The 22,194-nt window shown below is 44.4% G+C and carries 22 protein-coding genes; 6 read left to right on the forward strand and 16 right to left on the reverse strand.

Features of this window, described 5'->3' with window-relative positions; genetic code table 11:
- The first annotated feature begins 226 nt into the window (after nt 1-226).
- On the forward strand, nt 227-493 hold the full coding sequence (locus L6I86_RS04080) for a hypothetical protein (protein ID WP_236284847.1): 267 nt from the start codon (nt 227-229) through the stop codon (nt 491-493).
- A gap of 76 nt (nt 494-569) precedes the next feature.
- Here the strand turns inward: L6I86_RS04080 and L6I86_RS04085 are convergent, their stop codons facing one another.
- Nucleotides 570-2,744 (reverse strand): PAS domain S-box protein, encoded by a 2,175-nt coding sequence (locus L6I86_RS04085; protein WP_236284850.1) that lies wholly within the window; start codon nt 2,742-2,744, stop codon nt 570-572.
- Between the two features lie 191 nt (nt 2,745-2,935).
- On the opposite strand from L6I86_RS04085, the gene L6I86_RS04090 reads away from it, so the two are divergent.
- Entirely contained in the window at nt 2,936-3,868 is a 933-nt protein-coding gene (locus tag L6I86_RS04090; protein WP_236284852.1) for a zinc dependent phospholipase C family protein, read from the forward strand.
- 92 nt (nt 3,869-3,960) lie between these two features.
- On the opposite strand, the gene L6I86_RS04095 is transcribed toward L6I86_RS04090, so the two are convergent.
- The 6 genes from L6I86_RS04095 to L6I86_RS04115 form a co-directional block, all read right to left on the reverse strand.
- Nucleotides 3,961-4,656, reverse strand: a complete 696-nt coding sequence (locus L6I86_RS04095; protein WP_236284854.1) for a uracil-DNA glycosylase — start codon at nt 4,654-4,656, stop codon at nt 3,961-3,963.
- A 20-nt stretch (nt 4,657-4,676) separates the two neighbouring features.
- On the reverse strand, nt 4,677-6,932 hold the full coding sequence (locus L6I86_RS04100; RefSeq protein ID WP_236284856.1) for a type IA DNA topoisomerase: 2,256 nt from the start codon (nt 6,930-6,932) through the stop codon (nt 4,677-4,679).
- A complete protein-coding gene (locus L6I86_RS35630; RefSeq protein ID WP_276574801.1) occupies nt 6,929-7,054 on the reverse strand; it encodes a hypothetical protein in 126 nt (41 codons plus the stop codon). Before L6I86_RS35630 ends, L6I86_RS04100 begins: the two co-directional genes overlap by 4 nt.
- An 88-nt stretch (nt 7,055-7,142) precedes the next feature.
- Complete coding sequence (locus L6I86_RS04105; protein WP_236284858.1) at nt 7,143-7,469, reverse strand: DUF1904 family protein; 327 nt, start codon at nt 7,467-7,469, stop codon at nt 7,143-7,145.
- 326 nt (nt 7,470-7,795) lie between these two features.
- On the reverse strand, nt 7,796-8,461 hold the full coding sequence (locus L6I86_RS04110; RefSeq protein WP_236284860.1) for a PIG-L deacetylase family protein: 666 nt from the start codon (nt 8,459-8,461) through the stop codon (nt 7,796-7,798).
- Nucleotides 8,462-8,484: 23 nt separating this feature from the next.
- Nucleotides 8,485-8,964 (reverse strand): glutathione peroxidase, encoded by a 480-nt coding sequence (locus L6I86_RS04115; RefSeq protein WP_236284862.1) that lies wholly within the window; start codon nt 8,962-8,964, stop codon nt 8,485-8,487.
- A 184-nt stretch (nt 8,965-9,148) separates the two neighbouring features.
- Between L6I86_RS04115 and L6I86_RS04120 the strand changes: the two genes are divergently transcribed.
- Nucleotides 9,149-11,311 (forward strand): HelD family protein, encoded by a 2,163-nt coding sequence (locus tag L6I86_RS04120; RefSeq protein ID WP_236284864.1) that lies wholly within the window; start codon nt 9,149-9,151, stop codon nt 11,309-11,311.
- A 67-nt stretch (nt 11,312-11,378) separates the two neighbouring features.
- Here L6I86_RS04120 and L6I86_RS04125 read toward each other — a convergent pair whose 3' ends face one another.
- Together L6I86_RS04125 and L6I86_RS04130 are read right to left on the reverse strand one after the other, a co-directional pair.
- Nucleotides 11,379-12,221, reverse strand: coding sequence for a DegV family protein (locus L6I86_RS04125; protein ID WP_236284866.1), 843 nt, complete (start codon nt 12,219-12,221; stop codon nt 11,379-11,381).
- 17 nt (nt 12,222-12,238) lie between these two features.
- A complete protein-coding gene (locus tag L6I86_RS04130) occupies nt 12,239-13,087 on the reverse strand; it encodes a DegV family protein (RefSeq protein ID WP_236284867.1) in 849 nt (282 codons plus the stop codon).
- Nucleotides 13,088-13,399: 312 nt separating this feature from the next.
- Between L6I86_RS04130 and L6I86_RS04135 the strand changes: the two genes are divergently transcribed.
- Nucleotides 13,400-13,570: a hypothetical protein gene (locus L6I86_RS04135; protein WP_236284869.1), complete on the forward strand. Its 171-nt coding sequence runs from the start codon at nt 13,400-13,402 to the stop codon at nt 13,568-13,570.
- 85 nt (nt 13,571-13,655) lie between these two features.
- On the opposite strand, the gene L6I86_RS04140 is transcribed toward L6I86_RS04135, so the two are convergent.
- Entirely contained in the window at nt 13,656-14,426 is a 771-nt protein-coding gene (locus L6I86_RS04140) for an SDR family NAD(P)-dependent oxidoreductase (protein WP_236284871.1), read from the reverse strand.
- Between the two features lie 61 nt (nt 14,427-14,487).
- Between L6I86_RS04140 and trhA the strand changes: the two genes are divergently transcribed.
- On the forward strand, nt 14,488-15,114 hold the full coding sequence (gene trhA, locus L6I86_RS04145; RefSeq protein ID WP_236284872.1) for a PAQR family membrane homeostasis protein TrhA: 627 nt from the start codon (nt 14,488-14,490) through the stop codon (nt 15,112-15,114).
- A 7-nt stretch (nt 15,115-15,121) separates the two neighbouring features.
- Here the strand turns inward: trhA and L6I86_RS04150 are convergent, their stop codons facing one another.
- Nucleotides 15,122-15,775 (reverse strand): GDSL-type esterase/lipase family protein, encoded by a 654-nt coding sequence (locus L6I86_RS04150; RefSeq protein WP_236284875.1) that lies wholly within the window; start codon nt 15,773-15,775, stop codon nt 15,122-15,124.
- A gap of 69 nt (nt 15,776-15,844) precedes the next feature.
- The gene (locus L6I86_RS04155; protein ID WP_236284877.1) at nt 15,845-16,153 is read right to left on the reverse strand and encodes a hypothetical protein; all 309 of its coding nucleotides are present in this window, start codon (nt 16,151-16,153) and stop codon (nt 15,845-15,847) included.
- Between the two features lie 133 nt (nt 16,154-16,286).
- Between L6I86_RS04155 and L6I86_RS04160 the strand changes: the two genes are divergently transcribed.
- Entirely contained in the window at nt 16,287-17,450 is a 1,164-nt protein-coding gene (locus L6I86_RS04160; RefSeq protein WP_236284879.1) for a M20 family metallopeptidase, read from the forward strand.
- Here the strand turns inward: L6I86_RS04160 and L6I86_RS04165 are convergent.
- From L6I86_RS04165 to L6I86_RS04180, 4 genes are all read right to left on the reverse strand, one after another.
- Nucleotides 17,384-18,700, reverse strand: a complete 1,317-nt coding sequence (locus L6I86_RS04165) for an MDR family MFS transporter (RefSeq protein ID WP_236284880.1) — start codon at nt 18,698-18,700, stop codon at nt 17,384-17,386. The two genes, L6I86_RS04160 and L6I86_RS04165, sit on opposite strands and share 67 nt — an antisense overlap.
- Before the next feature lie 97 nt (nt 18,701-18,797).
- Complete coding sequence (locus tag L6I86_RS04170; RefSeq protein WP_236284882.1) at nt 18,798-19,679, reverse strand: DMT family transporter; 882 nt, start codon at nt 19,677-19,679, stop codon at nt 18,798-18,800.
- Between the two features lie 176 nt (nt 19,680-19,855).
- On the reverse strand, nt 19,856-20,197 hold the full coding sequence (gene ytxJ, locus L6I86_RS04175) for a bacillithiol system redox-active protein YtxJ (protein ID WP_068667191.1): 342 nt from the start codon (nt 20,195-20,197) through the stop codon (nt 19,856-19,858).
- A gap of 187 nt (nt 20,198-20,384) precedes the next feature.
- Nucleotides 20,385-21,986: a PucR family transcriptional regulator gene (locus tag L6I86_RS04180; RefSeq protein WP_236284884.1), complete on the reverse strand. Its 1,602-nt coding sequence runs from the start codon at nt 21,984-21,986 to the stop codon at nt 20,385-20,387.
- Nucleotides 21,987-22,194: the final 208 nt, after the last annotated feature.

Raw genomic sequence — 22,194 nt, forward strand, 5'->3', positions numbered from 1 at the left:
AGCAAAGCTTACCTATTATACAAGGAATTCTAAGGAGAGGGAACCCTCTATTTTTTCCTTTATCGGTCGACTTAGCTTTGCTCAAGGGTCCAAGTACTTGGCCGCGCAAAATTTCCGACAATGACTGCTTATATTCTACCTATTTTAGGAAATCCTCAATGTAACCCACAAAAAAATTAAAAACACAGTGTGATGAATTCATCTGCCATACTGTCCCTATTTATAAGTGCTTAACAACTATCCATATGACAGAGGTGTATCGATGATTTACGGAACGAAGCTACTAGATACAGATTCAGAATTATTTGCTGCTGCCCTATCAAAAACGCCAGTGTTCGTATGGTCACTCGATCAATTAGGCGTTTATTACCAAGTAACTACAGGGATTATCGTCAAATACACGCCAGATCACGTTCAAGTCTACAATGAAAACAACACCACTATTTCCACATGGTATTCAAGAGAAACCTCGGAATTTAGTATTGCATTCTAATGAAATGAGAAAACCGCCGATACCGGTTCAAACGGTCGGCGGTTTTCAGCTTCTCATCGTGTGTTACACAAGCAACTCAATTATGCTCCCCCGTATACGTTGGCAAGAACACATCAATAGTCGTCCCATACCCCACTTGGCTCTGGATGGTCATAGTTCCTTTGTGCGCTTCGACAATCTTGAAGCACATCATTAAACCTAAGCCAGTTCCCTTCTCTTTCGTTGTATAAAAGGGCTCCCCTAACCGTTTCAATCGTTCCTCCGGTATGCCACATCCGTTATCTTGTGTCCGAACTCGAATCTGATCATTCCCGTGCAAGGAAATGACTAATTTGATTTGACCGTCTTTCGGCATGGCTTCCATCGCATTTTTGATCAAATTGATGAATAATTGCTTCAAATGCATTTCCGAACACGTAATCTCAGGTATATCCGATTGGAATTCCAAGACAAGCTGAACGTTACAGAGTACGGCTTGCGTATCCAGAAGGGCAATGACCGATTGCAAGATCGTCACTAAATCGCTTTTTTTATACGTTATGGCTTCCGGCTTAGCGATCACTAGGAATTCACTAACAATGAAATTGATCCGATCCAACTCCGATAACATGATATCAAAATAATGCTTCTTATCTTTCAGATCATGCTGGAGAAGCTGTAAAAAACCGCGAAGTGAGGTAAGCGGGTTCCTAATTTCATGTGCCAGCCCCGCCGCGAGCTGTCCTGCTACAGACAGTTTGTCCGATTTTCGGAGGAGCTCCTCCGTTTGCTTCCGTTCAGTAATATCTCGTGTAATACCTGCGAATCCGAAAATATCACCTTTTTCATTCCTAATGGGCGTTTTCGTTATACTCACATGGATCAATTGACCATCTTTACGAAGTCGAACCGATTCCATCCCTGTTATCTGCTTCCCTAGACGCAGTTCGTTATACATATCTTTGCGTTCTTTTTCCAAATAATCAGGATAAATTGGTAATGTTCGATCTGCTAACTCCGCTTGACTCCAACCAAATATTTGCTCATGCGCCGCATTGATTGAGATCACTCGCTCATTCAAATCCAGTACACAAATTGCGTCCGTGGTGTTATTAATAACAGATTCTAGAAGCTCCTTCGTTTCTCTGAGCTCAGTTTCCATCCTCTTACGTTCCGTAATATCGACACATGAACCAATAACCTCCACCATGCGCTCATTCTCCATAATGGGTCGCAATGAAGTGAAATAGGTAATCCCCCGGAAGGTCGCTTCAAACATCACATTTTCTTCGCCGTTCCAAGCCCGATGGTAATAAGTTTCTATATAACTGGCCAAAAAGGCTGGCCAAATATCATGTAACGTATTCCCTAAAATGTGTGATGGCTTAAAACCTAAACGATAAAGCAGCTCACCGTCACACAATGTATGGATGAAATTCCCATTTATTTTTCTAAACTTTAAAGTCATCCCCTGTTGTCTTCTCACAGTATCATGGAGATCCTGTTGAGCGACTCGCAATGATTCTCGGTCACGATTGAATTGCGTGATATCCTTCGCGATTAAATACACGCCATCCAATTTATCATTGACAATGATCGGAACATTTTTAACTCCTAATTCAATCCGTTCGCCACTCTCTTGTTGAAACACCAACATATAATTATCATTTTGCATGAGTATGCCAGCAGCAGATTCGTATCTCGTGTTATTCTGCAGAAAAATATGATGGATAAATTGAGAGAGCAATTCTTCTTCCGAGTAGCCTAGAATCCTCTCCATGGCTGGATTGACACCTTGTATGCGTCCATGGATATCACAGGTCAAAATACCTGCCGGATTATGCTCAATTAATGATTTATAGCGCTGTTCACTTTCCGCCAGTTTACGTGCCATGTCAGACTGTTGGGAGACGACCTTAACTTGAACAATGAAAGCCTGAGGTCTGCTGTCTGCATCTCGAATGATAGACATTCGCCAGTCGACGCTTAGTAAAGATAAATTCTTATGTAGGATACTGATCGTTTCTTGGTAGGAAGGTAACTCCCCACCAAGTAAATTCTTCATGATACGTTCTATGCGACGAACTTGATTGGGTTCTATTAACGACTTCATTTGCGTTGTAAGGAGCTCCCGCTCCGAGTAGCCGACGATGTCGCACAAGCTGCGATTCATTTTCAACCAATGACCCTCAAGCGAAATTAGCGCCATTCCCATTGTGGTGAATTCAAAAATCGCATCGAACGATAGCTCCATTTCCGGATGCTTATTCATATATTTTCCCCCAGGGTACATGCTTAGATGGTGATCTTCACCGTTTGATAGATTCGACAATCCCACTAACAATCCTGCACTTAGAGCCTTAAGGATCGAAATTGTTCACGAAATATGCCCTTGCTTTCCATCATTATGTTAGAATGGAAAGGTTCATTATTCATCATCTCACGTTGTAGGAGGTTGCTCCCTTGCCCAATATTTGGACACATTTAATTTTCGGTCAAAAAGCGATGAACCAACTAGGCCACACTTCGGTTCTAAACGATAAACAGCAGCGTCACATCTTTTCTCTTGGCTGCCAGGGACCTGATTTTCTTTTCTACCACAACTTTCTACCTTGGCAAAAAGACAAAAAATTAAATACACTTGGTAGTCTCATGCACAAGGAGTCCTGTGGACCCTTTTTACTTGAGCTAGTTCGACAGGTACAAGGCCGCGGTCTATATAATCCTGCGGTTCTCTATGTTCTCGGTTTTCTAACACACCATGTTTTAGATCGCAATTTACATCCTTATGTATTCTATAAATCTGGTTTCAAGAAGTGGGATCATCAACGATTTGAAATCATCATGGATACCCTTTACGCAAAGCATGAACGCGATATCCAAACGTGGAAAACGCCAGTATGGAAAGAGATATATGTAGGTGAAAAGTTCCCCTTGGGCATCGTTCCGGCTCTCACGGCTGCAACCGCAATCCATTACCCAGGTATCGCCTCACAAATGAAGGATTCCGATTGGGACGACGCTTACTATGACATGATCCGTGCACAACGGTTATTTCATGATCCGCATGGAATCAAACGAATATTGACAGTTGGTCAAATATCACCTTTGGTTTATACAAAGCATCCCACTCCACGCGATTATTTTAATGAAGCCAAGACGACTTGGAACTGTCCAACCGACCTGAATGAAACTTATACGTACAGTGTATGGGAATTGTTGGAGACAGCGATGAATGATGCCGTCCTTGTGCTTAAAGCAGCCATTCAAGTCTTGCAACGAGGCACCGAAGCTGACTACGACGCACTTCGCGAAGTTCTCGGAAACCGCTCCTACGAATCGGGTAAGAATTGCGAGCTAAACTTGCCGATTACTTATGTACAACCTATATTGTAGAATAGCTAGGCAATCTTTACATAGTCATTATATACTATTCGTTTCGGAACGTGGGTTTCGGTCTATACAAATGAAAAAAACCATGAATATTGTCATTCATGGTTTTCATTATGCTTGCTAGTTGGGATTTGCCAGTCGATCTCTGTCGTTTCAAGTCGATTCAGCACGGAATTGATGTTAGAAAAAGGCTTGCTGCCAAAGAAACCACGATATGCCGATAACGGGCTTGGATGGGCCGATGTTATGATGACATGTCGAGTGGTGTCGATCAAAGATCGTTTGGCTTGTGCGTGGCTTCCCCAAAGCAGGAAAATGACAGGCTTCTCGCGTGCACTTAATGCTTGTATGATCTGATCCGTGAATCTTTCCCAGCCCATTCCCTTATGCGAGTTAGGTAGTGCCTCACGAACGGTTAATACCGTATTTAACAACAGAACACCTTGTTCTGCCCATGCTTTCAAATAACCATGATCAGGCACCCTACAGTCGAGATCTGACGCTAGTTCTTTGTACATATTTCTTAACGAAGGAGGAATGGCAATCCCTGGTTTCACAGAGAAACTAAGTCCATGCGCTTGCCCGCTCCCATGATAAGGGTCTTGTCCCAGTATTACAACCTTTGTATCCACAAAGGAGGTCCACTCCAACGCAGTAAACACTTCATCCGCTGGTGGATAGATCGTATGCTGGGAATACTCTTCCTGCAGAAACTGTTCAAGCGCCTTATAATAAGGTGCTTGAAATTCGTCTGCCAAAACCGTCAACCAATCATTTGTTACACGTTCCACTCCTTAGTTCCCCCATCTAGTCATTCAGTACCTAGTGCACCAGTAGCAACATCCATCAGCACAATCTTCCCGTCTGTTTCTGTTCCATCAGCTAGAACTAGCTTCAACTTGGTCGTTTTCCCTTTTTGAACTAGCGCTTGTACTTGTGTGTCAGTTAAGCTTCTACCGAAGCTTTCCTTCCAAATAACGAAGCTGCAGCCTTCCTTATAATGCGAGCAGCCGTAGCCTTTTCGACCCATAAAGAGGGAGCCGCCGCAGCCAGGTCTAGGACAAGTTGCAATGAACGAACTAGCTCCATCCCCTGCCGGTTTCGCAGCAGGCGCTCGCTTCTTCGCAGGAGCTTTCGGTGCACCGTCTCCACGAGCCGCCGTCTTCGTTGTTGCTGAGCCACGTTTGCCAGATGCTTCTGGCGCATTCTCGCCCTCGAAATCCGTTTTCGAAGCTCTAGCTTGCTTGCGCACCTTATCGACAATCAGCGTCGCAAATCGCTTCACATTGTGCATAAACTGGTCGTCCGAAGCTGTACCACGGGAAATTTCGTTCAATCTTCGCTCCCATTGCCCTGTCATCTCAGGTGAAGTCAACAGCTCAATGCCCGCTCCGCGAATCAATTCAACAACCATTCTACCCTTCTGGGTCAAAATGATTTTCTTCCCCTGCATGTCGATATAGCCGACTTTCTTCAAGCGTTCAATCGTTGCTGCTCGAGTCGCAGGCGTGCCAAGACCGGAGTCCTTCATCGCATCGCGGAGCTCTTCATCCTCAATCTGCTTCCCTGCGCTCTCCATCGCCTTCAGCAGGGTGCCTTCATTAAAATGCTTAGGTGGCTGTGTGTCTTTCTCTTTTACAATCGCATCCGTACACAGGACATCCCCATTTGCATCGATGGAGAACGGTTCGTTGACTTCGACTTCTTCGTCGTCATCAGTGTCTTCCTTTTCTTTCCCTTTGGTCGCCTTCGCCTTTTCTTTCTTCTGATCAGCGTAAATGACCTTCCAGCCTAGTGATAACAATTCTTTGACAGTTGTCTTGAAAAGTTCTTGTTCCACTTCCGTCATGACGGTATGTACCTTGTAGGCAGCAGGCGGGTAAAATTGAGAGAGAAAACGTCTGACAATGAGATCATACAATTTCTGCTCATCTGGACTTAGTCCAGAAGCCTTCTTATTCGTAGGCAAAATAGCATGGTGATCCTCAACCTTGGTTGGATTACAAATAAATTTATTATTAATATGAACAAGATTGCGATTCGCACCTTGTACAAGTTCGTGATAAGCCGTTCCTTGCAAGGCGTTTAGCGCCTTATGCATATCCGGAATATTTTGCTCCGTCACATAGTTGGAATTCGTTCTAGGGTAAGAAATAACCTTATGCTTCTCATACAGTGCTTGCGCCGTATCCAAGGTTTTCTTCGCCGAAAATGCATATTTCGCATTCGCCTCACGTTGCAGCAAGGTCAAATCATACAATTTGAATGGGAATTCTTTGGTTTCTTTTACCTCATAGGACTGAATTCGTGCAGACTTCCCTTTTACCTTTGCAGCAAGTGCAGCCGCTTTCTCACCATCCGTGAAACGTTCCCCCTGCCACATACCCCGGTACGGTGTTTCACCTTGCGCGAAGTGCCCCTCCAACTCGTAAAATTTAAGGGAGGAAAACGCTTCGATCTGCTTTTGGCGATCATAAATCAGCGCAAGCACCGGTGTTTGAACACGTCCCACCGATAACAACACATTATGTTTCGTCGTAAACGCACGTGATCCGTTCATGCCAATCAACCAATCCGCTTCACTGCGAGAGCGCGCGGCACGCGTCAAGTTCTCGTATTCGGCGCCATCCTTTAACGTTGCAAACCCATTGCGAATCGTTTCCGACGTTAAATCGGAGATCCAAAGCCGCTTAACGGGCTGATTGAGCCCGAGATGCCGCTGGATAAGGGAGAAAATGTGCTGCCCTTCTCTCCCCGCATCGCACGCATTAACCAGTTGATTGCACTTCTTCGCTAACTCCGCGATCACCTTGAGCTGATCATACGTACGCGGGTTAGGAATTAACTTAAATTCAGAAGGGATAATCGGAAGATGATTAATATTCCACTTTTTATATTTTTCGTCATAATGATCCGGTTCCGCCAACTCAATCAAATGTCCGATTGCCCACGTGATAATATATTGCTCACCTTCTAGATGAGACCTCATATTTTTGGCTTTTGGTTCTATTGCGGCAGCTATGTTTCGCCCCATATCGGGTTTTTCCGCAATAATTAATGTCTTCAAACACAAATCGCTCCTATCATGTGATTCCCGAAGTCATACTGGAAATCAGATTCTGTCGATTCAGTGTATCCCACTTTATAATCGCCTGCAATATCGATTGCGTGAATTATGACTTTTGGCATAAAAAAAACCTCTCACACCACCATTGAAGTGGAATAAGGGGTTTACATGGATGTATGGAAATGAAGTTGTCATGGTAGGTCGAACATATTAAACCAACTTCCCATTCCAATAATAACTATCTTCCCGATATACCTTGAAAGCAATTTCAACCTCAGGAATCCCGAGTGATAAAATATGTTTAGTCAGAACCTCCGCATAGGCATCACGAATTTCCTGCCCTCGCTCGAACCAGCCTACTTCAACAAATGGATAGGTTGCACAGATCTCACCTTGGAAAATAGAGACGACCGGCAAACATTCCAACATGAAATTGTCTGTACCACAAGCACAGACTGCAGCTAATTCGGATATCAGTGCTGCGCTAATAGATTGAATTTGAGGAACACTAATCCCTCTTATAATCATATGAGGCATTGTCGAAAGCTCCTTTGCTTACTGGAGCGGTTAAGCTCTCATTAATTCTTTTATAGTTTGCAAGGAGACCCCTGTTTGATGGTAAATTTCAATAAGTGTCGCGCGTGGATGCGTTCGAACAAAATCTTTGGCTTTATTCGAATCGTTCAAAACTAGCTGCGAGCAGCTTATACATCTTGTTTCCCATTTCGTGAGGAAAACGCGCCCACATTTATCACAATTACAAAGTGACATCCTTACACTCCCCTAGAAACGTTGAATGACCTGCTCGTTAAGGTCATTCGTAATGACAGGTCGATTTCCGGGGGTACATCAGAAATATTTTTTCACAATGTCTCCCATTCGGTTTCCACCTGCCAACCGAGCACAAAAGCCTCCCAACGTCTCTCTTCTGGAAAATCCACCAGATTGCCAAAATGTCTCCCAATCGTAACATGCTGCGTTTGATGAGCTTTAAGTGCAGCAGCCTTCACAGGCCATAGCTTCTCGGTGTCAATTAGAATGGACGGTTGATGCCCTTGGGCACGCAGCAGCGGAGAAAAGGCATAATACAATTTCCTTACACTTGGACAAGCTCCACTGTGTACGGCCGCTGTAGTCGCCTTGGAAATCGCGATATGGTCACGATGTCCATTACCGCCATCTTCTGCAAATGTGTAGACATTCTCCACTTTGTGACGCTGAATAAACGTGATAATCTGTTGTACGATTGTCTCAAAATCAACTTCATCCAACTGACCATCAGGCCAGCCTAAGTGCTCAATCGTTGAAATCCCAAGTATTTCCGCTGCTTCACGCATTTCATGTTCTCGTAGTTCAGCTAATTCTTGCCGATTCTTCGCCCGCTCCAACCCTTGTCTTCCCGCATCGCCACGAGTGGCTAGAAGTAAAACATTGTCTTCTCCAGCATCAGCTAGACGGCGAATGAGGCATCCGCTTAAGAATGTTTCATCATCGGGATGGGCATAAATAAACCCGTTCTGGGACCCCATTGCACGTCCACCTCCTCTTTCATTTAAGCTAAAACAGCCTCGATATCGGCGCTAATATCCGCAGGTTCCGTACGAGCACTGTATTGTTTGATCACATTTCCGTTCGCGTCAACTAAAAATTTCACGAAATTCCATTCAATATCGCCAGTACGATACGGCTCAGGCGTATGATTTAGCAAATACGTATACAGCGGGTGCGCATGCTCGCCTTTTACATCGATTTTATCAAATAACGGGAATGTCACTTGGTAGTTAAGCTCGCAAAACGCTTGGATCTCTTCATTCGTCCCTGGCTCTTGACCAGCGAATTGATTACAAGGAAATCCGAGTACCACCAACCCTTGATCTTGGTATTGCTCATAAAGCGCCTGAAGCCCTTTATAATGCGGTGTAAGTCCACAAGCACTAGCAACATTCACAATGAGAAGCGCCTTCCCTTTATATGCTGAAAGTGTTTGTGTTTGGCCTGAAATCGTTGTAACTGCGATATCATAAATAGACATGAATCCCTTCGCCTCCATTAATTAAAATGCATACTTCCTGAGTATACCATTCCTTTCCACAGAAGCCCAAATGATCGCCGATGATTTTCCGGAATCACTTTCTATCTCCCGCTAGGTGTGTTATAGTGTTTACCTGTTTATGACAAATCAATAGACAACATCTGATCTTAGGAGGTAACTGATCTTGGACACAAAGACTCAAAGTGCCTATCAAGAAGAACTTCAACGGCTTGAACAAACGAATAAGGAAATCGATAAACAACTGGAACGCCTTCGAGCAACTCCTGTTTATTACGGTCCTGATTTAACGGAGCAAGCACTTGAAGTTTTGCGTGAGAACGGCAGGCACAATTTAACCAAAGCCATTGATGAGCCTTATTTCGGCCGCCTTGACTTCGAAGAAACAGGCACCGGTTCTCCATCACCGCTTTATATTGGTAAAGCTGGAGTGGAAGACGAACGAACAGGTCGACTTCTCGTCATTGATTGGCGTGCGCCAGTAGCAAGCCTATTCTATTCCTTCACAGGCGGCTTGGACGCAGCTTCTTATGATTCGCCGGACGGTATTATCGACGGCTTAGTCTATTTGAAGCGAAACCTCGTTGTGCGCAAGCAAATTCTCCAGCGTGTTGTCGATACATATGACCGGAATGAAGACTCCCTCTCTGTCGGCGATGAGTTCTTGCTATACCGCTTAGGCGAAAATAAAGATAACAAGCTGCGCGATATCGTCTCCACGATTCAAGCGGAGCAAGATCGGATTATCCGTGCAGCGAAGAATACCGCACTCATTATTCAAGGGGTTGCAGGAAGCGGTAAAACAACCGTAGCTTTGCACCGCCTCGCCTTCCTTCTCTATCAATACCGCGAACAGGTTCGGGCAGAACGAATGATTATTTTCGCACCCAACTCCATGTTCTTGGACTATATCTCGGGCGTACTGCCTGAGCTTGGTGTCGGTAATATCCAACAGAGCACCTTTACCGATTGGGCACTTGATGTGCTTGATCATGAAGTGCAAATCGCAGATCAAGAGATCACATTACAACGTTGGTTTGCCCTCGGAAGCAAGCGGCCTCCAGTCGATGACCAAGCGCCAGGACGCTTCAAAGGAGCTATCGCTTTCAAAAGCTTCCTTGATGATTGTCTCAATCGTCTTGAAACCACCTATGTTCCTACGGCGGACTTCTCACCTTGGGATGGCGTTAAGCTGCCCATAGCTACCATTCGCGAATGGTTCTTCGTCGAGAATAAACATTATCCGATGATCAAACGCCGTGAGCGCGTCGTTGCGCGTATCAAGCGTTGGATGGAGATCCAGCTCGAGAAGGTTTGGGAGCAAAGTTTAAAAAAAGAGCTGAAGAAGAAATCCGCTCAGAAGCTGCGAACCTATTTGACAGGATGGCCTGAGTATACAGCATTTACATTCTATAAAATGCTGTTCACAGACAAAGGCCGACCTGACAGCTTGCCTGTAGAGCTGCTTCAGAACATCCCCGAATCTATCGTGGCTGCATCTGCGAAGCTTTTCAAAAAGAAGGAAGTTGGACTCGAGGATCTAGCTCCTCTCCTCTACATTCATACACGGCTTCATGGCATTTCGTCGGATCGGTTATTCGATCATGTTGTAATTGATGAGGCGCAAGACTTCTCACCATTCCAAGTCGCAGTGTTAGATGCGTACACACGCAACAGCTCATTCACGATTTTAGGTGACTTATCGCAAGGGATACATGCGTATCAAGGCATACAAAACTGGAAAGAATTTTCCAGTTTTTTCCAAGAGGAAGAAACAGGGTATTTCGAGCTGGAGCGGAGTTATCGTTCCACTATGGAAATCATTCAGTTTGCCAATTCGGTGCTCCAACGCGGCGTAAGCAACCCCTTACTTGCCGTTCCCGTCTTCCGCAGCGGAAATAAAGTTCGTGTGCTACAGACTTCGCTCAAAGAACGGCTGACACTGGTGCAGAAGGCGATTACGAGCTTACTAGCTGGTACTTCCAGCACCGTCGCTGTCGTTGCTCGTACGGAGAAGCAAGCTCAGGAGCTGCATGATGCGTTGACACTCATCGGGATCGAGACGAATCTGATCACCTCCAAACAACGTGTTTATCGTGGCGGTATATCGGTGCTGCCCGTTTATTTGACGAAGGGCTTAGAATTTGATGCGGTTATTCTGATGGACGTTACAGCGGAGCATTATGAAGCAACTCTCATGGATGCGAAACTTCTCTATGTAGGATGCACACGTGCGCTACATGAGCTTTGGCTGCTCGTGACAGGAGACATTTCACCGCTAGTTACTGTGGATCAATCGGAGATTACGACGACGGAGTTTCCGAAGTAACTATGAGAAAGACACCTACTCACCGATCACTTGAATCGATCGGAGGATAGGTGTCTTTTTTCACAGCTTAGTAGGCGACTAATACTCCACCTTCACCTGCATAGGTGCCGATCACGGTACCCATATTGGAGAACAGCACATTGCGGAACGGATGCTTTTCTAAAAGCTGAGCCATAAATTCGCGCGCTCTATGCTCACAATTACTATGCGCGATAGCAATCACATCCTTCTCGTAATCGTGTTCCTTATCACCAAGAAACGAGAGTAATCGCTTCAATGCTTGCTGCGAGCCGCGGATTTTCTCGACAACCTCAATCGCGCCTTCTTCACTTGCTTTCATGAGAAGCTTAATATTCAAGACAGAAGCCACTGCGCCGCGGACGCGATCGAGCCTCCCACCTTTGATGACATTTTCCAACGTATCTAAGAAAAAGAAAGTCCCTGAACTCGGTACCGCTTGCTGAATGGAAGCTGTCACCTCTTCATAAGACATGCCGCTTGCCGCCATCCGAGCTGCTCGATATACAAGTACGCCTAATCCAAGTGATGTTGTCTTGGAATCGATGACTTCGATGCGGCCTATAAAACCATCTTCCAGCAGCATTTCTTTCGCCATAACAGCATGATGGTACGTTGAGCTTAACGCCGATGATAGACACAATACAAGAATATCTTGATCAGGCCCACCCTTCTGATACTCACTTAGAAAATGCCCAGGTGACGGGCTTGAGGTTTTGGGCAACGCACTCTCCCGCTTCATCCTGGCGTAGAAATCAGCAAGATCCATATCCGTTGGCATACATTCCTCGCCAAATTGAACAGATAAAGGAACGATCCCTACTCCTATTTCTTCTATAGTGCTTCTCAAAAGGTCGCAACTGCTGTCCGTGATAATCTTGATCGTTGTCATGGGTGTCCACTCATTTCTTATTTTTTGGCGAAAACAATACCTAGCGTATGTGGTCCGCAGTGGCTCGAAACGACGCAACCGGTTTCCGTCAAAAATACGTTTTTCACATTGGTATGCAATTCAAATTGTTCTTTCACATAATTCGCTTCTTCTGTTGCTAGTGCGTGTGTAATGAACATGAAATCTGTATCCATCACATCTTTGAATGCGAGCGCATTCTCTAGTAATTGATTCAAAGCTTTCTCGCGTTTACCTCGTACTTTGTCCGTCAACTGCATAGAGCCGTCAATGACTTTCACGATCGGTCTAATTTTCAATAAACTCCCGAGAAAAGCTTGTACACCTGAACATCTACCACCTTTATGTAAATATTCCAATGTATCAATGATGAAGGAAACTTCTATTTTATCAATGAACGATGTTACGATCGCTTGAATCTCTGATGGGCTTCGTCCTTCTAATGCAGCTTGCGCCGCCTTAACTACTAGTACGCCAATTCCTGTTGATAGGTTTCGAGAATCGATCACCCTAATTCTACCATCTGGAAAACTCCCAGCGGCAATCATCGCATTCTGGATTGTCGACGATAATTCAGAGGATAAACCGATGAAAACAATATCTTCATCCGCTTCGATGAATGGTGCAAAAGCGCGTTCAAAATCGCCAGGTGATGGTGCCGCTGTTTTGGGCAATTTGCCTGTATGCGCCACAAAATCAAACAACTGCTCGGCATGAATATCTACACGATCCAGATACGATTGCTCCTCGAAAATCACATATAAAGGAACAACTTCGATTTGGTAGTGTTGCAAAAGTTCATCATTTAAATCACACGTACTATCTGTAAAAATACGAACTCTAGTCATCTGATTCTACCACCTTATCTGGCTGTTACTTCTAAAAACGAGTCTAATGAGTCTTTGCCCATCTCTGTGAATAGTATAGTAGAACTATTTTGAAAGCTATTCCTACAATAGTAGACATAATTCGCCAAAATTCGCAAGTTAAGCATAATAAAAAATGGTTTTAATCACTATCATTCTATGATATGTTAAATAGTCGTTCATCTTAAATCCATCCCTTCATCCGTTGATGCTATTCTAACGGATAAACAACTCAATTCAGATGATAAAGTAAAGAAAATCATTAAACTCGGAACACAAGCAATTCCATTTATAGTGAATCAAATTGAGCGTGGCGATGACTCTGTATTCCCTGCACTGATTTCCTTGATGAAAGGCGACGGAAATAACGCTGTTGTTGATGAAACCATTTCCAACAAAAAAGTATGGGTAACTGCACATAAATCGCAATATGTGAATCTGAAAGAATACGTGCTACAGAAATAAGGTAACCGCTCACCAAGCTTCATATAACGATCTTAAATTCTCAAAGCACTTGTGCTGCCAACCGCAGCATGCAGTGCTTTTTTTGTTAGAATCCGTAAATCGTCATGCCGCCATCAACAAACAGCGTTTGGCCTGTAACATAGTTCGCTGCATCAGAAGCTAAGAATACAGCTGGCCCGACAAGCTCCTCTAGCTCTCCTACACGACCCAGTGGTGTACGTGCAATAATTTCGGCCAAATAATCTGGCTGATTCAAGATTTTCTCTGTTAACGGCGTTTTGAAATACCAAGGTCCGATGCCATTTACCAAAATGCCATATTTCCCCCACTCCAAAGCGAGCACCTTGGTCATTTGGATCATTGCAGCTTTTGTCGCGGCATATACGACACCTGTGCGAAGTGCTACTTGCCCCGCAACCGAAGCAATATTGATGATTCGTCCATATTCCCGCTGCTGCATGTGTCTACCGACGATTTGAGAGCACAAGAAAGCGGATTTCAAGTTTGTCTGCATGATCGTGTCCCATTTCTCATCAGTAACGGCCAAAGCTTGACTCCGGATGTTCATACCAGCATTATTAATTAGAATATCTATGCGCTCTGTTTCTTTGATGATAGCCGAAACAGCCTCCTCAATTTGTTCACGATTCGTAACATCTACACTAAACGGGTAGGCTTGTCTGCCTAAAGCGCGAATCTCACCCGCCACTGCTTCCAAATCTGAAGCAGTTCGAGCGAAGATCGCGACGTCAGCCCCTGCTTCAGCTAAGCCAATAGCAAGTGCTCTTCCAATGCCTCTTCCGGCACCAGTCACCAGGGCAACTTTATTATTCAGTTGAAATGAAGGTAAATACATCGTTTCATCGTCCAATCTATATAGGGAGTCCCATTCTGTCTAGAGGAAAGAAGGGTTGTATATGCAATATTCCATCAAAGAAGAGAAAGCCAATGCGATTACACATGGTATTGGTGTTGTCCTCAGCATCGCAGCACTTGTCTTGCTCATCACACAAGCTTGCGCACATGGAAATGCTTGGCATATCGTTAGCTTTAGCATTTTTGGCACATCGCTTGTTCTCTTGTATACATGTTCCACGCTGCTGCACAGCGTTACACAATCGAAATTAAAGGATGTTTTCGAAGTTCTTGATCACTCGGCGATCTACATGCTAATCGCAGGGAGCTACACGCCCTATCTACTCGTTACCTTACGGGGGTCACTGGGCTGGACATTTTTTGGCGTCATATGGGGGCTAGCCCTCATTGGCATCGTGCTGAAGCTATTTTACGTCAAAAGATTCGTACTCGTTTCAACCTTGTGCTATATCGTTATGGGGTGGTTGATTGTGATCGCGTTCAAGCCACTTTACGTTCAGTTGCCTCTTGACGGCATTATCTGGTTAGTAGTAGGTGGCTTATTCTACACACTTGGCTCGATATTTTATGTATGGAGGCGCATCCCGTATCACCATGCCATCTGGCACGTATTCGTGCTAGCCGGCAGCGCCAGTCATTTCATCTCCGTATTCGGTTATGTGAGATAGTCTCATTTCACATGAACAACTGCTGCAGTTGCTGTAAAGATACAGCTACTTCTAATTGATTGGCTACCCGCTCATAACCTAGTTCATTTGGATGGATCGCATCCTCTGACAAAAATTGTGCTGCTTGACCAACGAATGCGTCGTAAACCTGCACAATTTGAATATGCGGCTGCTCTAATTTGCGCAGAAATAAATTAAAGCGCTGTACCCAATAAGCAGCATCTGGAATCTGCGGTAATGGATTATATAAACCAATTAAGGCCATTAAATACGGGGTTTGTATACCTTGCCGCAACCTTTCAATTTGAGCGATAAGTTTACGATAGTTGGATTCGTACGTTTGTAAAGCTGTTTTGAGCACCGTATTATCGCCATCATAAAAGAAAGGAATTGCCGCTTGAATGAGATCGTTACCGCCAGCTGTAATGGTGATGAGAGTTGCTTCTTGAATATCCTTCTGAAGCTGCGGATCAGATTCGATAGTCTCCAGCAATTGCGCAGTCGTGGCACCATTGGTGCCCGCATGACGTAAGGAAACAGGTACATTCAGCAAACATTCCAACCTTTGTCGATACAGCGAAACGAAGCCTTGACCTTCCTCAGCACCATAACCAACGGTTAAAGAATCACCAAATGCCAAATATTGAATTCTTTTTTCCATCGCTATCCTCTCCCCTAAAGCGTGACGTATATTACTATATGCGCCACCGCCCAGTTTGGGAAGGGATACCTACAGGGGTTCATTCGTCGTTTTTTTTGCGCTTACATGTTGATTCACATATTTTTCAATTTGTTCCTTCTCCGCATAGGTGAATTGGAACTCACTATCACAACCTTCATCGTGCAAAACAATCTGCACAATCTCACCTTCCACATTACAAATCACAAGAATAGATGGATCGATCAAGCCTTCTGGAAGCTTTTCACCATCTTCTAGCTGGATACCCAAATATACATCCTGCCACTGACCGCGGCTTTCCTCTTCAAGAAAGCACAAGCTAAATCGGTGTCCCTCATGCTCTGCCCCATATTTCATCATTGTCGATTCCTCCAATTTCATATCTTCAAGAATGATCCCTTTTATAGCCCTTAGTTCTTTGCATTTGGTAGTTCTCGCTCCTATATACTACAATGGAGTTAAGAACCATTCAACAAAGGAGCTTACAAAGCCAATGAAATCAATGATCACACAAACCATAGAAAGCAATGCTGCAAGATTTAAAGACATCTCACGCTTTATTGGGGCAAACCCCGAGCTTGGACATGAAGAATTCCTTGCTTTTGCTCGTTTAACCGAAGAACTAGCCTATCATGGCTTTACGATCGAACGCGGTGTTCTAGATATTCCTACCGCTTTCATCGCGACTTATGACTCAGGCCAACCAGGCCCTGTCGTTGCGTTCATGGCTGAGTACGATGCCCTTCCTGAGCTCGGTCACGCCTGTGGCCATCATCTTATCTGCATGATGAGCATCGGGGCTGCAATCGGCCTCAAATCCGTCATAGCCGAAACTGGCGGCAGCATACGCGTCTATGGAACGCCAGCCGAAGAAACGAAAGGCGCTAAAGTTCCGATGGCTGCTGCCGGGCTTTTCCAAGACGTTGATATCGCACTCATGGCACACCCTTACTATACGTATGAAAAATCAGGAGAATCGCTCGCGATGGATGCGATCGAATACGAATTCTTTGGCCGCTCCGCACATGCCGCGGCACAACCGTATGAAGGCATTAATGCGCTTGACGCGGTCTTACAGCTCTTCAACAGCATCAATGCGCTGCGCCAACAGCTCAAGACAGATGCCCGTATTCACGGTATCATCAGCGAAGGCGGGAAAGCACCGAACATCATTCCCGATTATGCCGTTGCTAGATTTTACGTCCGCTCAGCTACTCGTACGTACACGAACGAGCTCGTCCAGAAAGTCCTGCATTGCGCAGAAGGTGCTGCACTTCAAACCGGTTGCACGTTGAAAACATCCTTCTATGAGTACTCGTACGACGAGCTCCGCACGAATGAAACTTTGTCGAACGTGTTCACTGATCAATTGTTTGAGCTTGGCATTCAACCGAAGGAAATCGAAATTGGCAAAGATCACGGTTCCCTAGATCTCGGCAATGTCTCGACCCAGTGCCCCACTATTCACCCATTCGTGAAAGTAGTTAATGAGCGACATTTGCTGCATACCAAGGAATTCCGTGATCTTACCATGACGGAACCTGCTTTAGACAGTATGCTCTTCACAGCCAAAGCGCTAGCCTATACCGCTTATGAAGTACTCTCTAAACCAGCTTTATTAGCTTCCATAAAAGAGGAATTTGCCGCTGCGAAATGACCGTTCTTCCGCTCTTCCAGTTGTGCAAGTATCGTGTAGAACATCACCATACCGATCACTCCGCTGAGTGCGATCAACGAAGCCATAAGCCAGGAAGACAGCATACCTCCTAAGATAACGCCAAGACCACCTAGGAACGTAGCTCCTCTATATACCATGCCATATAGGGCCATATAGGAGCTGCGTGCATGGTCTGGTGCTAGGTTGCCAAGATACGCTTGTTTAATCGGAACATACATCAGTTCTCCAACCGTTGCAATCAGCATTGACAGCAAGAGTAACCCTGGCTGATTACTGTAAGCGAGATAGCTATACCCCGCGATATAGCAAGCATAGCCAATAAACAATACTCGGCGATCAGAAAACCTACGCATTAGCACTCCCATAAAGACCGAGAGTACAACCACGAGTACAGTGTTCTCCGTACGCATAAACCCTAACATTTTGAAGCCATCAATTTGCCACGCATCCGTTACCCATGGAAGGAAAGGCGTATCCACCATCTCTTTCCCTAAGCGAACAGCCACGTAGTTCCCCAGATGAAACTCAACCGAAACCAATAATAAGGAAGCCATTGTGAAAATCAGAAATGTCTTATCTCGCAGAACCATGCGGTAATTCGCCCAAATGGAAGGGCTATTCTTCTTCGTTGTGCTGGGCTTCCCACTTATTGGCGCCTTATAATCATCTTGAATATAGACGTAGGTAATGATTCCTGTTATCAATCCGATCACAGAGAGGGAAATAAACAATTCAAATAAATACGACTTAAACAAGAATGCACCTGCCATACCCGCAATGGCAAATGATAAATTATTCATCCAATACATGATGGCATACATAAATTTACGTTCTTCTGGAGCGGTAACATCTAGAAGCATCGCTTCATTGGCAGGTCCATGAATTCCCCAGAAAATACTGACAATAATCATGAGTAGGAAGGTAATACCTGCTGATTCAAACCACGGCGAATTCACTACCGCCATAAGAGCGAAACAGAACATCCAACCGATTTCTGCGGCAAGCATTAGCTTTTTCCGACCAAATCGATCCGAGTAATAACCACCTATGATCCCAGCAACAACGCCGGCCATAATACCCAGAATAACAACCAACCCAGCCAGTGTGTCCCCTAATTTCCCCGAGAAATAAATCGACATAAAGGGAAGCACCATATTGTTCGCTGTGCCCGAAAGGAACGAAAGACCTATTCTTAATTTCACATTACGATGAAAATCTCGAAACCTCATGCTGTCTGTACCCCCTTCTCTACAACTTTTGAAAATTGATCAACAGCTATCCTTCCAGATGATTGACCATCGTTCAATTAATGGAAAAAAGAAACCTTTACGGTTTCTCATTACTTCGTAAGAATAAGGCTACGCCAACCAATAGAAGACAACCGGCTAATAGCTGCATCGTTGTAATCGTTTCGGCCATTAAGAAATAAGCCAAAATTGATGCACCCAACGGCTCTCCAAGCACGGTCATCGACACCGATGAAGCTTTCATATATTTCAGCAGCCAATTAAAGACATAATGACCGAAAATCGTGGAAACAAAGGCTAACAGGAAAAAGATTCCCCATTCCTTCCATGGATAGCCCGTAAACGATTCGCCTGAATAAACATTCGTCACCGCTAGTGTTAGCCCAGCGAATAAGAAAACGAGAAAGCTGTATACATAAGCGGAAATGCGCTCCCGCAAGCTTTTGCCCAGTAACATATGAAATGCCACAGCGAGCGTGCCCACAAAGGATAACACATCCCCCTTAAGCGCCTCTCCAGAAAATTGAAAATCACCCCATCCGATGCAGATGGCTCCCACAATCGCTATACACATCGCAATCAATGAGGTACGGCTTGTCCGAACACCATAGAGCAAGAACGCGCCAACGAGCACAAAAATCGGTTCCAGTGTCAAGATCGCTGTTGAACTAGCCACCGTCGTATATCGCAGGGAGTCCATCCAGAATAAAAAATGCAAGCCTAGCGCAATGCCCGATATTGCCGTGCGCAGCCAATCTTTCAGTTTGATTCTCTTAAATTCATTGCGATAGGTCCAGAGGAATGGCAGCATTAATACATTGGTCATAAATAATCGGTACATGGCAATGATGGAAGCTGATGCGTCTGACCACTTAACAAAAATCGACGAAAAAGATATCGCAATGATGCCAATTACTAGGTAGATCGGGATTGGGATTTTCGTTTTATTCATTGCATTCATGGATATGTAAACTCCTTAGTTGAACGTTTCCGTCATGTTGTCGTCAATAAGTATATAGGAGGATGTTTGGCTTGCCAATCTTTTTTTGACCGTCGTTCATTTAATGAACAGCATGAAAAACCCTCCGTTTCACCTACATCACGTAGACAAAACGAAGGGCCCAATGTGTGACAGAATTAGTCCAAAACCGCGGACATATGTTTGTTCGTTACTGACCAATGCGAAGTATTCCAGATGGATTCTTTATTTTTGAAATAAAGAATTTGCGGGGATGCATGCTTGATACCAAGATCCTCTGCAATTTGATTCGATACCGGACGTGATTCAATCACTTTCACCAAGAAATAATCAACAGCCTCGTTGTGTGTACCAGCCAAATATTGTTCGTATTCATCAAGTGCGCTAGCACTTACTGGACAAGTTGTACTGTGCTTCAGAACGACAGCAGGCTTTTCGCTGGAGCGATCAAGCACTTCCTGCCATTCAGTTAACGTCGTTAACTCTTTCCATGCAGACATGTTTCACATCTCCTTTCTCTACGCTCTCTTCAAAATTATAAGGTAACGATTTCGCTTATGCAACTAACTTGATTTGAACGACCTTTAAATACTTCTACAACCAGCCTCAGTAAAACATACCGTGTATGCAACGTTATACACATAATAAAAACCCTTAGCGCCAACTGGCTGCCTCGGGTCTATTGATTTAAGATCTCACTTGCAAGAATTGACGGAAAAGGAATACCGCTTTCAGCTTTAAGAGGTCATTTACTTTTTTAAAGTCAACTTGCAGAAGATCACTAATTTTCTCCAACCGATATGTGACCGTATTACGATGAATGAATAATTGCTTAGCCGCCTCGCTGACTTGACCATCATTCCGAATAAAAACTTCAAGTGTACGAATCATTTCTTGGGAGTACTCCGGATCCTTCTCTAAAAGAGGACGCAAGATCTTGGCGCAGTAATCCTCCATCATCGGAGACGACAAGTGCTGGAAGAGATGAGCGAATTCAATCGTTTCATAGTGCAGGACTCGATCAGGCAAACAGAGCTTCTCTGCCATTCGCCCTGTTTCACCACATTCCAGGTACGCTTCGCGAAGCGCCGTTGGCTTCACCTTAAGCGCTGACGTGTAGAACACCATGCCATCTCGATCGGACGCATGCCCAGCGTCTCCCTCATATTTACTTAACAATTGCGATAGCTCTTCTTCTGGGAAGCCATCCGCTTGTGTCGTCGAGTAAATGGAGAACAGGTGATCCTTCAGAACAAAATGATGTCCACGCAAGTTGCTTGATTTCGAATGGGACTCCATGTATTGCTTTAACTCTTTAAGTTTCTCGTTTGAAGCATCTGGAATCAAGGACTCCTTCTTGCACTTTCCAATCACACATTGGTAAGCACCGGTGAAGATGAATAATCCTCTAGACTCTGCTTGCTCCATAAACTCTTCAAGGGAAGTTCCTTTGTCCAAATAACGGATTAGGTTATTCTGTAAATCCCGCTCTGCTGAAGCTTCCACATGGGATCTAAATGTATAACTCATATGAAAGGTCAATATATCAGCGGCTTGTTGGAACAAACCTTCTTCAACGGTTGCTAGTAACATCACATCTGGAATAATTAACAAATGACCTAAAGGTTCATCATCTTGTTGTTGCAATCCAACGCGATACGCTCTTTCTTTCCCTGCGTATACCCAGCCAGACTTCCGTTTTTTCGGCCAATTCTGAGCAAGCTGATCTGAACTCCAGTTACTGGTATTATATAAAACTTGACCTCTCGCTCCAACAACCGCCATCGGATACCCCAAAATTTCACATACGAGTTGAAACATAGAGAGCATATTGTCTTGCTTTAGTCCAAATTGCATCAGCTTCTTCTGCTTTTCAAGTACCGTTTGCAGCAGTTCTGTATTCCGCCGATACTCGGCGTTAAAAAGTGCATTCATTTGATCCGAAAATGTAAATTGAAAGGGCATCTCAATAATAGGAAAATGTAATCGATCCGCTTCGTCCATGACGATTTGCGGCAGCTCCGTCCAAAATCTCCCGAGCTTAATCCCTAGACCTGCGGCTCCGCGGTCATTTAATTTGCGCAGGAGGTTCACGGTTTCTTGCGGGCTGTCTTTCATCGCGAAGGCTGTGGTAAACAGCATTTCACCTGATTTCGTCCAATCTGCAATATCAGGTGCGTCCATGACATTGACTGATTTAACAATTCGGGATTCCCCTTGTTTGCCAGCGACTAGCTTTGCTTCTGTTAAAGGATAAATTGCCAACGCTTCACGAATGGTAAGATGCATCGTGCTTCCCCCCTATGCCTTTTTATCGATTATAGGATGACCGTATGTCATCAGTCAATGCATTTACGTAAGAAAACATGACATCAATAGAAAATATATGAAATTTTCATGAAAATTATTAATTTAATGTTAGTTTATATGACATAAACTAAAAAAAGAACCTTCACAACCACGATTTCCATGGTAATGAAGGCTCCTTTTGCTGAAG

Source organism: Paenibacillus allorhizoplanae (genome assembly GCF_927798215.1).
Taxonomy (GTDB): domain Bacteria; phylum Bacillota; class Bacilli; order Paenibacillales; family NBRC-103111; genus Paenibacillus_E; species Paenibacillus_E allorhizoplanae.

Excerpts from the sequence above, each read along its gene's own strand:
- L6I86_RS04085 (WP_236284850.1), bottom strand. The coding sequence starts at position 2,744 with ATGAATAAGCATCCGGAAATGGAGCTATCGTTCGATGCGATTTTTGAA.
- L6I86_RS35630 (WP_276574801.1), bottom strand. The coding sequence starts at position 7,054 with ATGCCAAAAGTCATAATTCACGCAATCGATATTGCAGGCGATTATAAA.
- L6I86_RS04105 (WP_236284858.1), bottom strand. The coding sequence starts at position 7,469 with ATGCCTCATATGATTATAAGAGGGATTAGTGTTCCTCAAATTCAATCT.
- L6I86_RS04110 (WP_236284860.1), bottom strand. The coding sequence starts at position 8,461 with ATGGGGTCCCAGAACGGGTTTATTTATGCCCATCCCGATGATGAAACA.
- L6I86_RS04115 (WP_236284862.1), bottom strand. The coding sequence starts at position 8,964 with ATGTCTATTTATGATATCGCAGTTACAACGATTTCAGGCCAAACACAA.
- L6I86_RS04125 (WP_236284866.1), bottom strand. The coding sequence starts at position 12,221 with ATGACAACGATCAAGATTATCACGGACAGCAGTTGCGACCTTTTGAGA.
- L6I86_RS04130 (WP_236284867.1), bottom strand. The coding sequence starts at position 13,087 with ATGACTAGAGTTCGTATTTTTACAGATAGTACGTGTGATTTAAATGAT.
- L6I86_RS04140 (WP_236284871.1), bottom strand. The coding sequence starts at position 14,426 with ATGTATTTACCTTCATTTCAACTGAATAATAAAGTTGCCCTGGTGACT.
- trhA (WP_236284872.1), top strand. The coding sequence starts at position 14,488 with ATGCAATATTCCATCAAAGAAGAGAAAGCCAATGCGATTACACATGGT.
- L6I86_RS04150 (WP_236284875.1), bottom strand. The coding sequence starts at position 15,775 with ATGGAAAAAAGAATTCAATATTTGGCATTTGGTGATTCTTTAACCGTT.
- L6I86_RS04155 (WP_236284877.1), bottom strand. The coding sequence starts at position 16,153 with ATGATGAAATATGGGGCAGAGCATGAGGGACACCGATTTAGCTTGTGC.
- L6I86_RS04160 (WP_236284879.1), top strand. The coding sequence starts at position 16,287 with ATGAAATCAATGATCACACAAACCATAGAAAGCAATGCTGCAAGATTT.
- L6I86_RS04165 (WP_236284880.1), bottom strand. The coding sequence starts at position 18,700 with ATGAGGTTTCGAGATTTTCATCGTAATGTGAAATTAAGAATAGGTCTT.
- L6I86_RS04170 (WP_236284882.1), bottom strand. The coding sequence starts at position 19,679 with ATGAATGCAATGAATAAAACGAAAATCCCAATCCCGATCTACCTAGTA.
- ytxJ (WP_068667191.1), bottom strand. The coding sequence starts at position 20,197 with ATGTCTGCATGGAAAGAGTTAACGACGTTAACTGAATGGCAGGAAGTG.
- L6I86_RS04180 (WP_236284884.1), bottom strand. The coding sequence starts at position 21,986 with ATGCATCTTACCATTCGTGAAGCGTTGGCAATTTATCCTTTAACAGAA.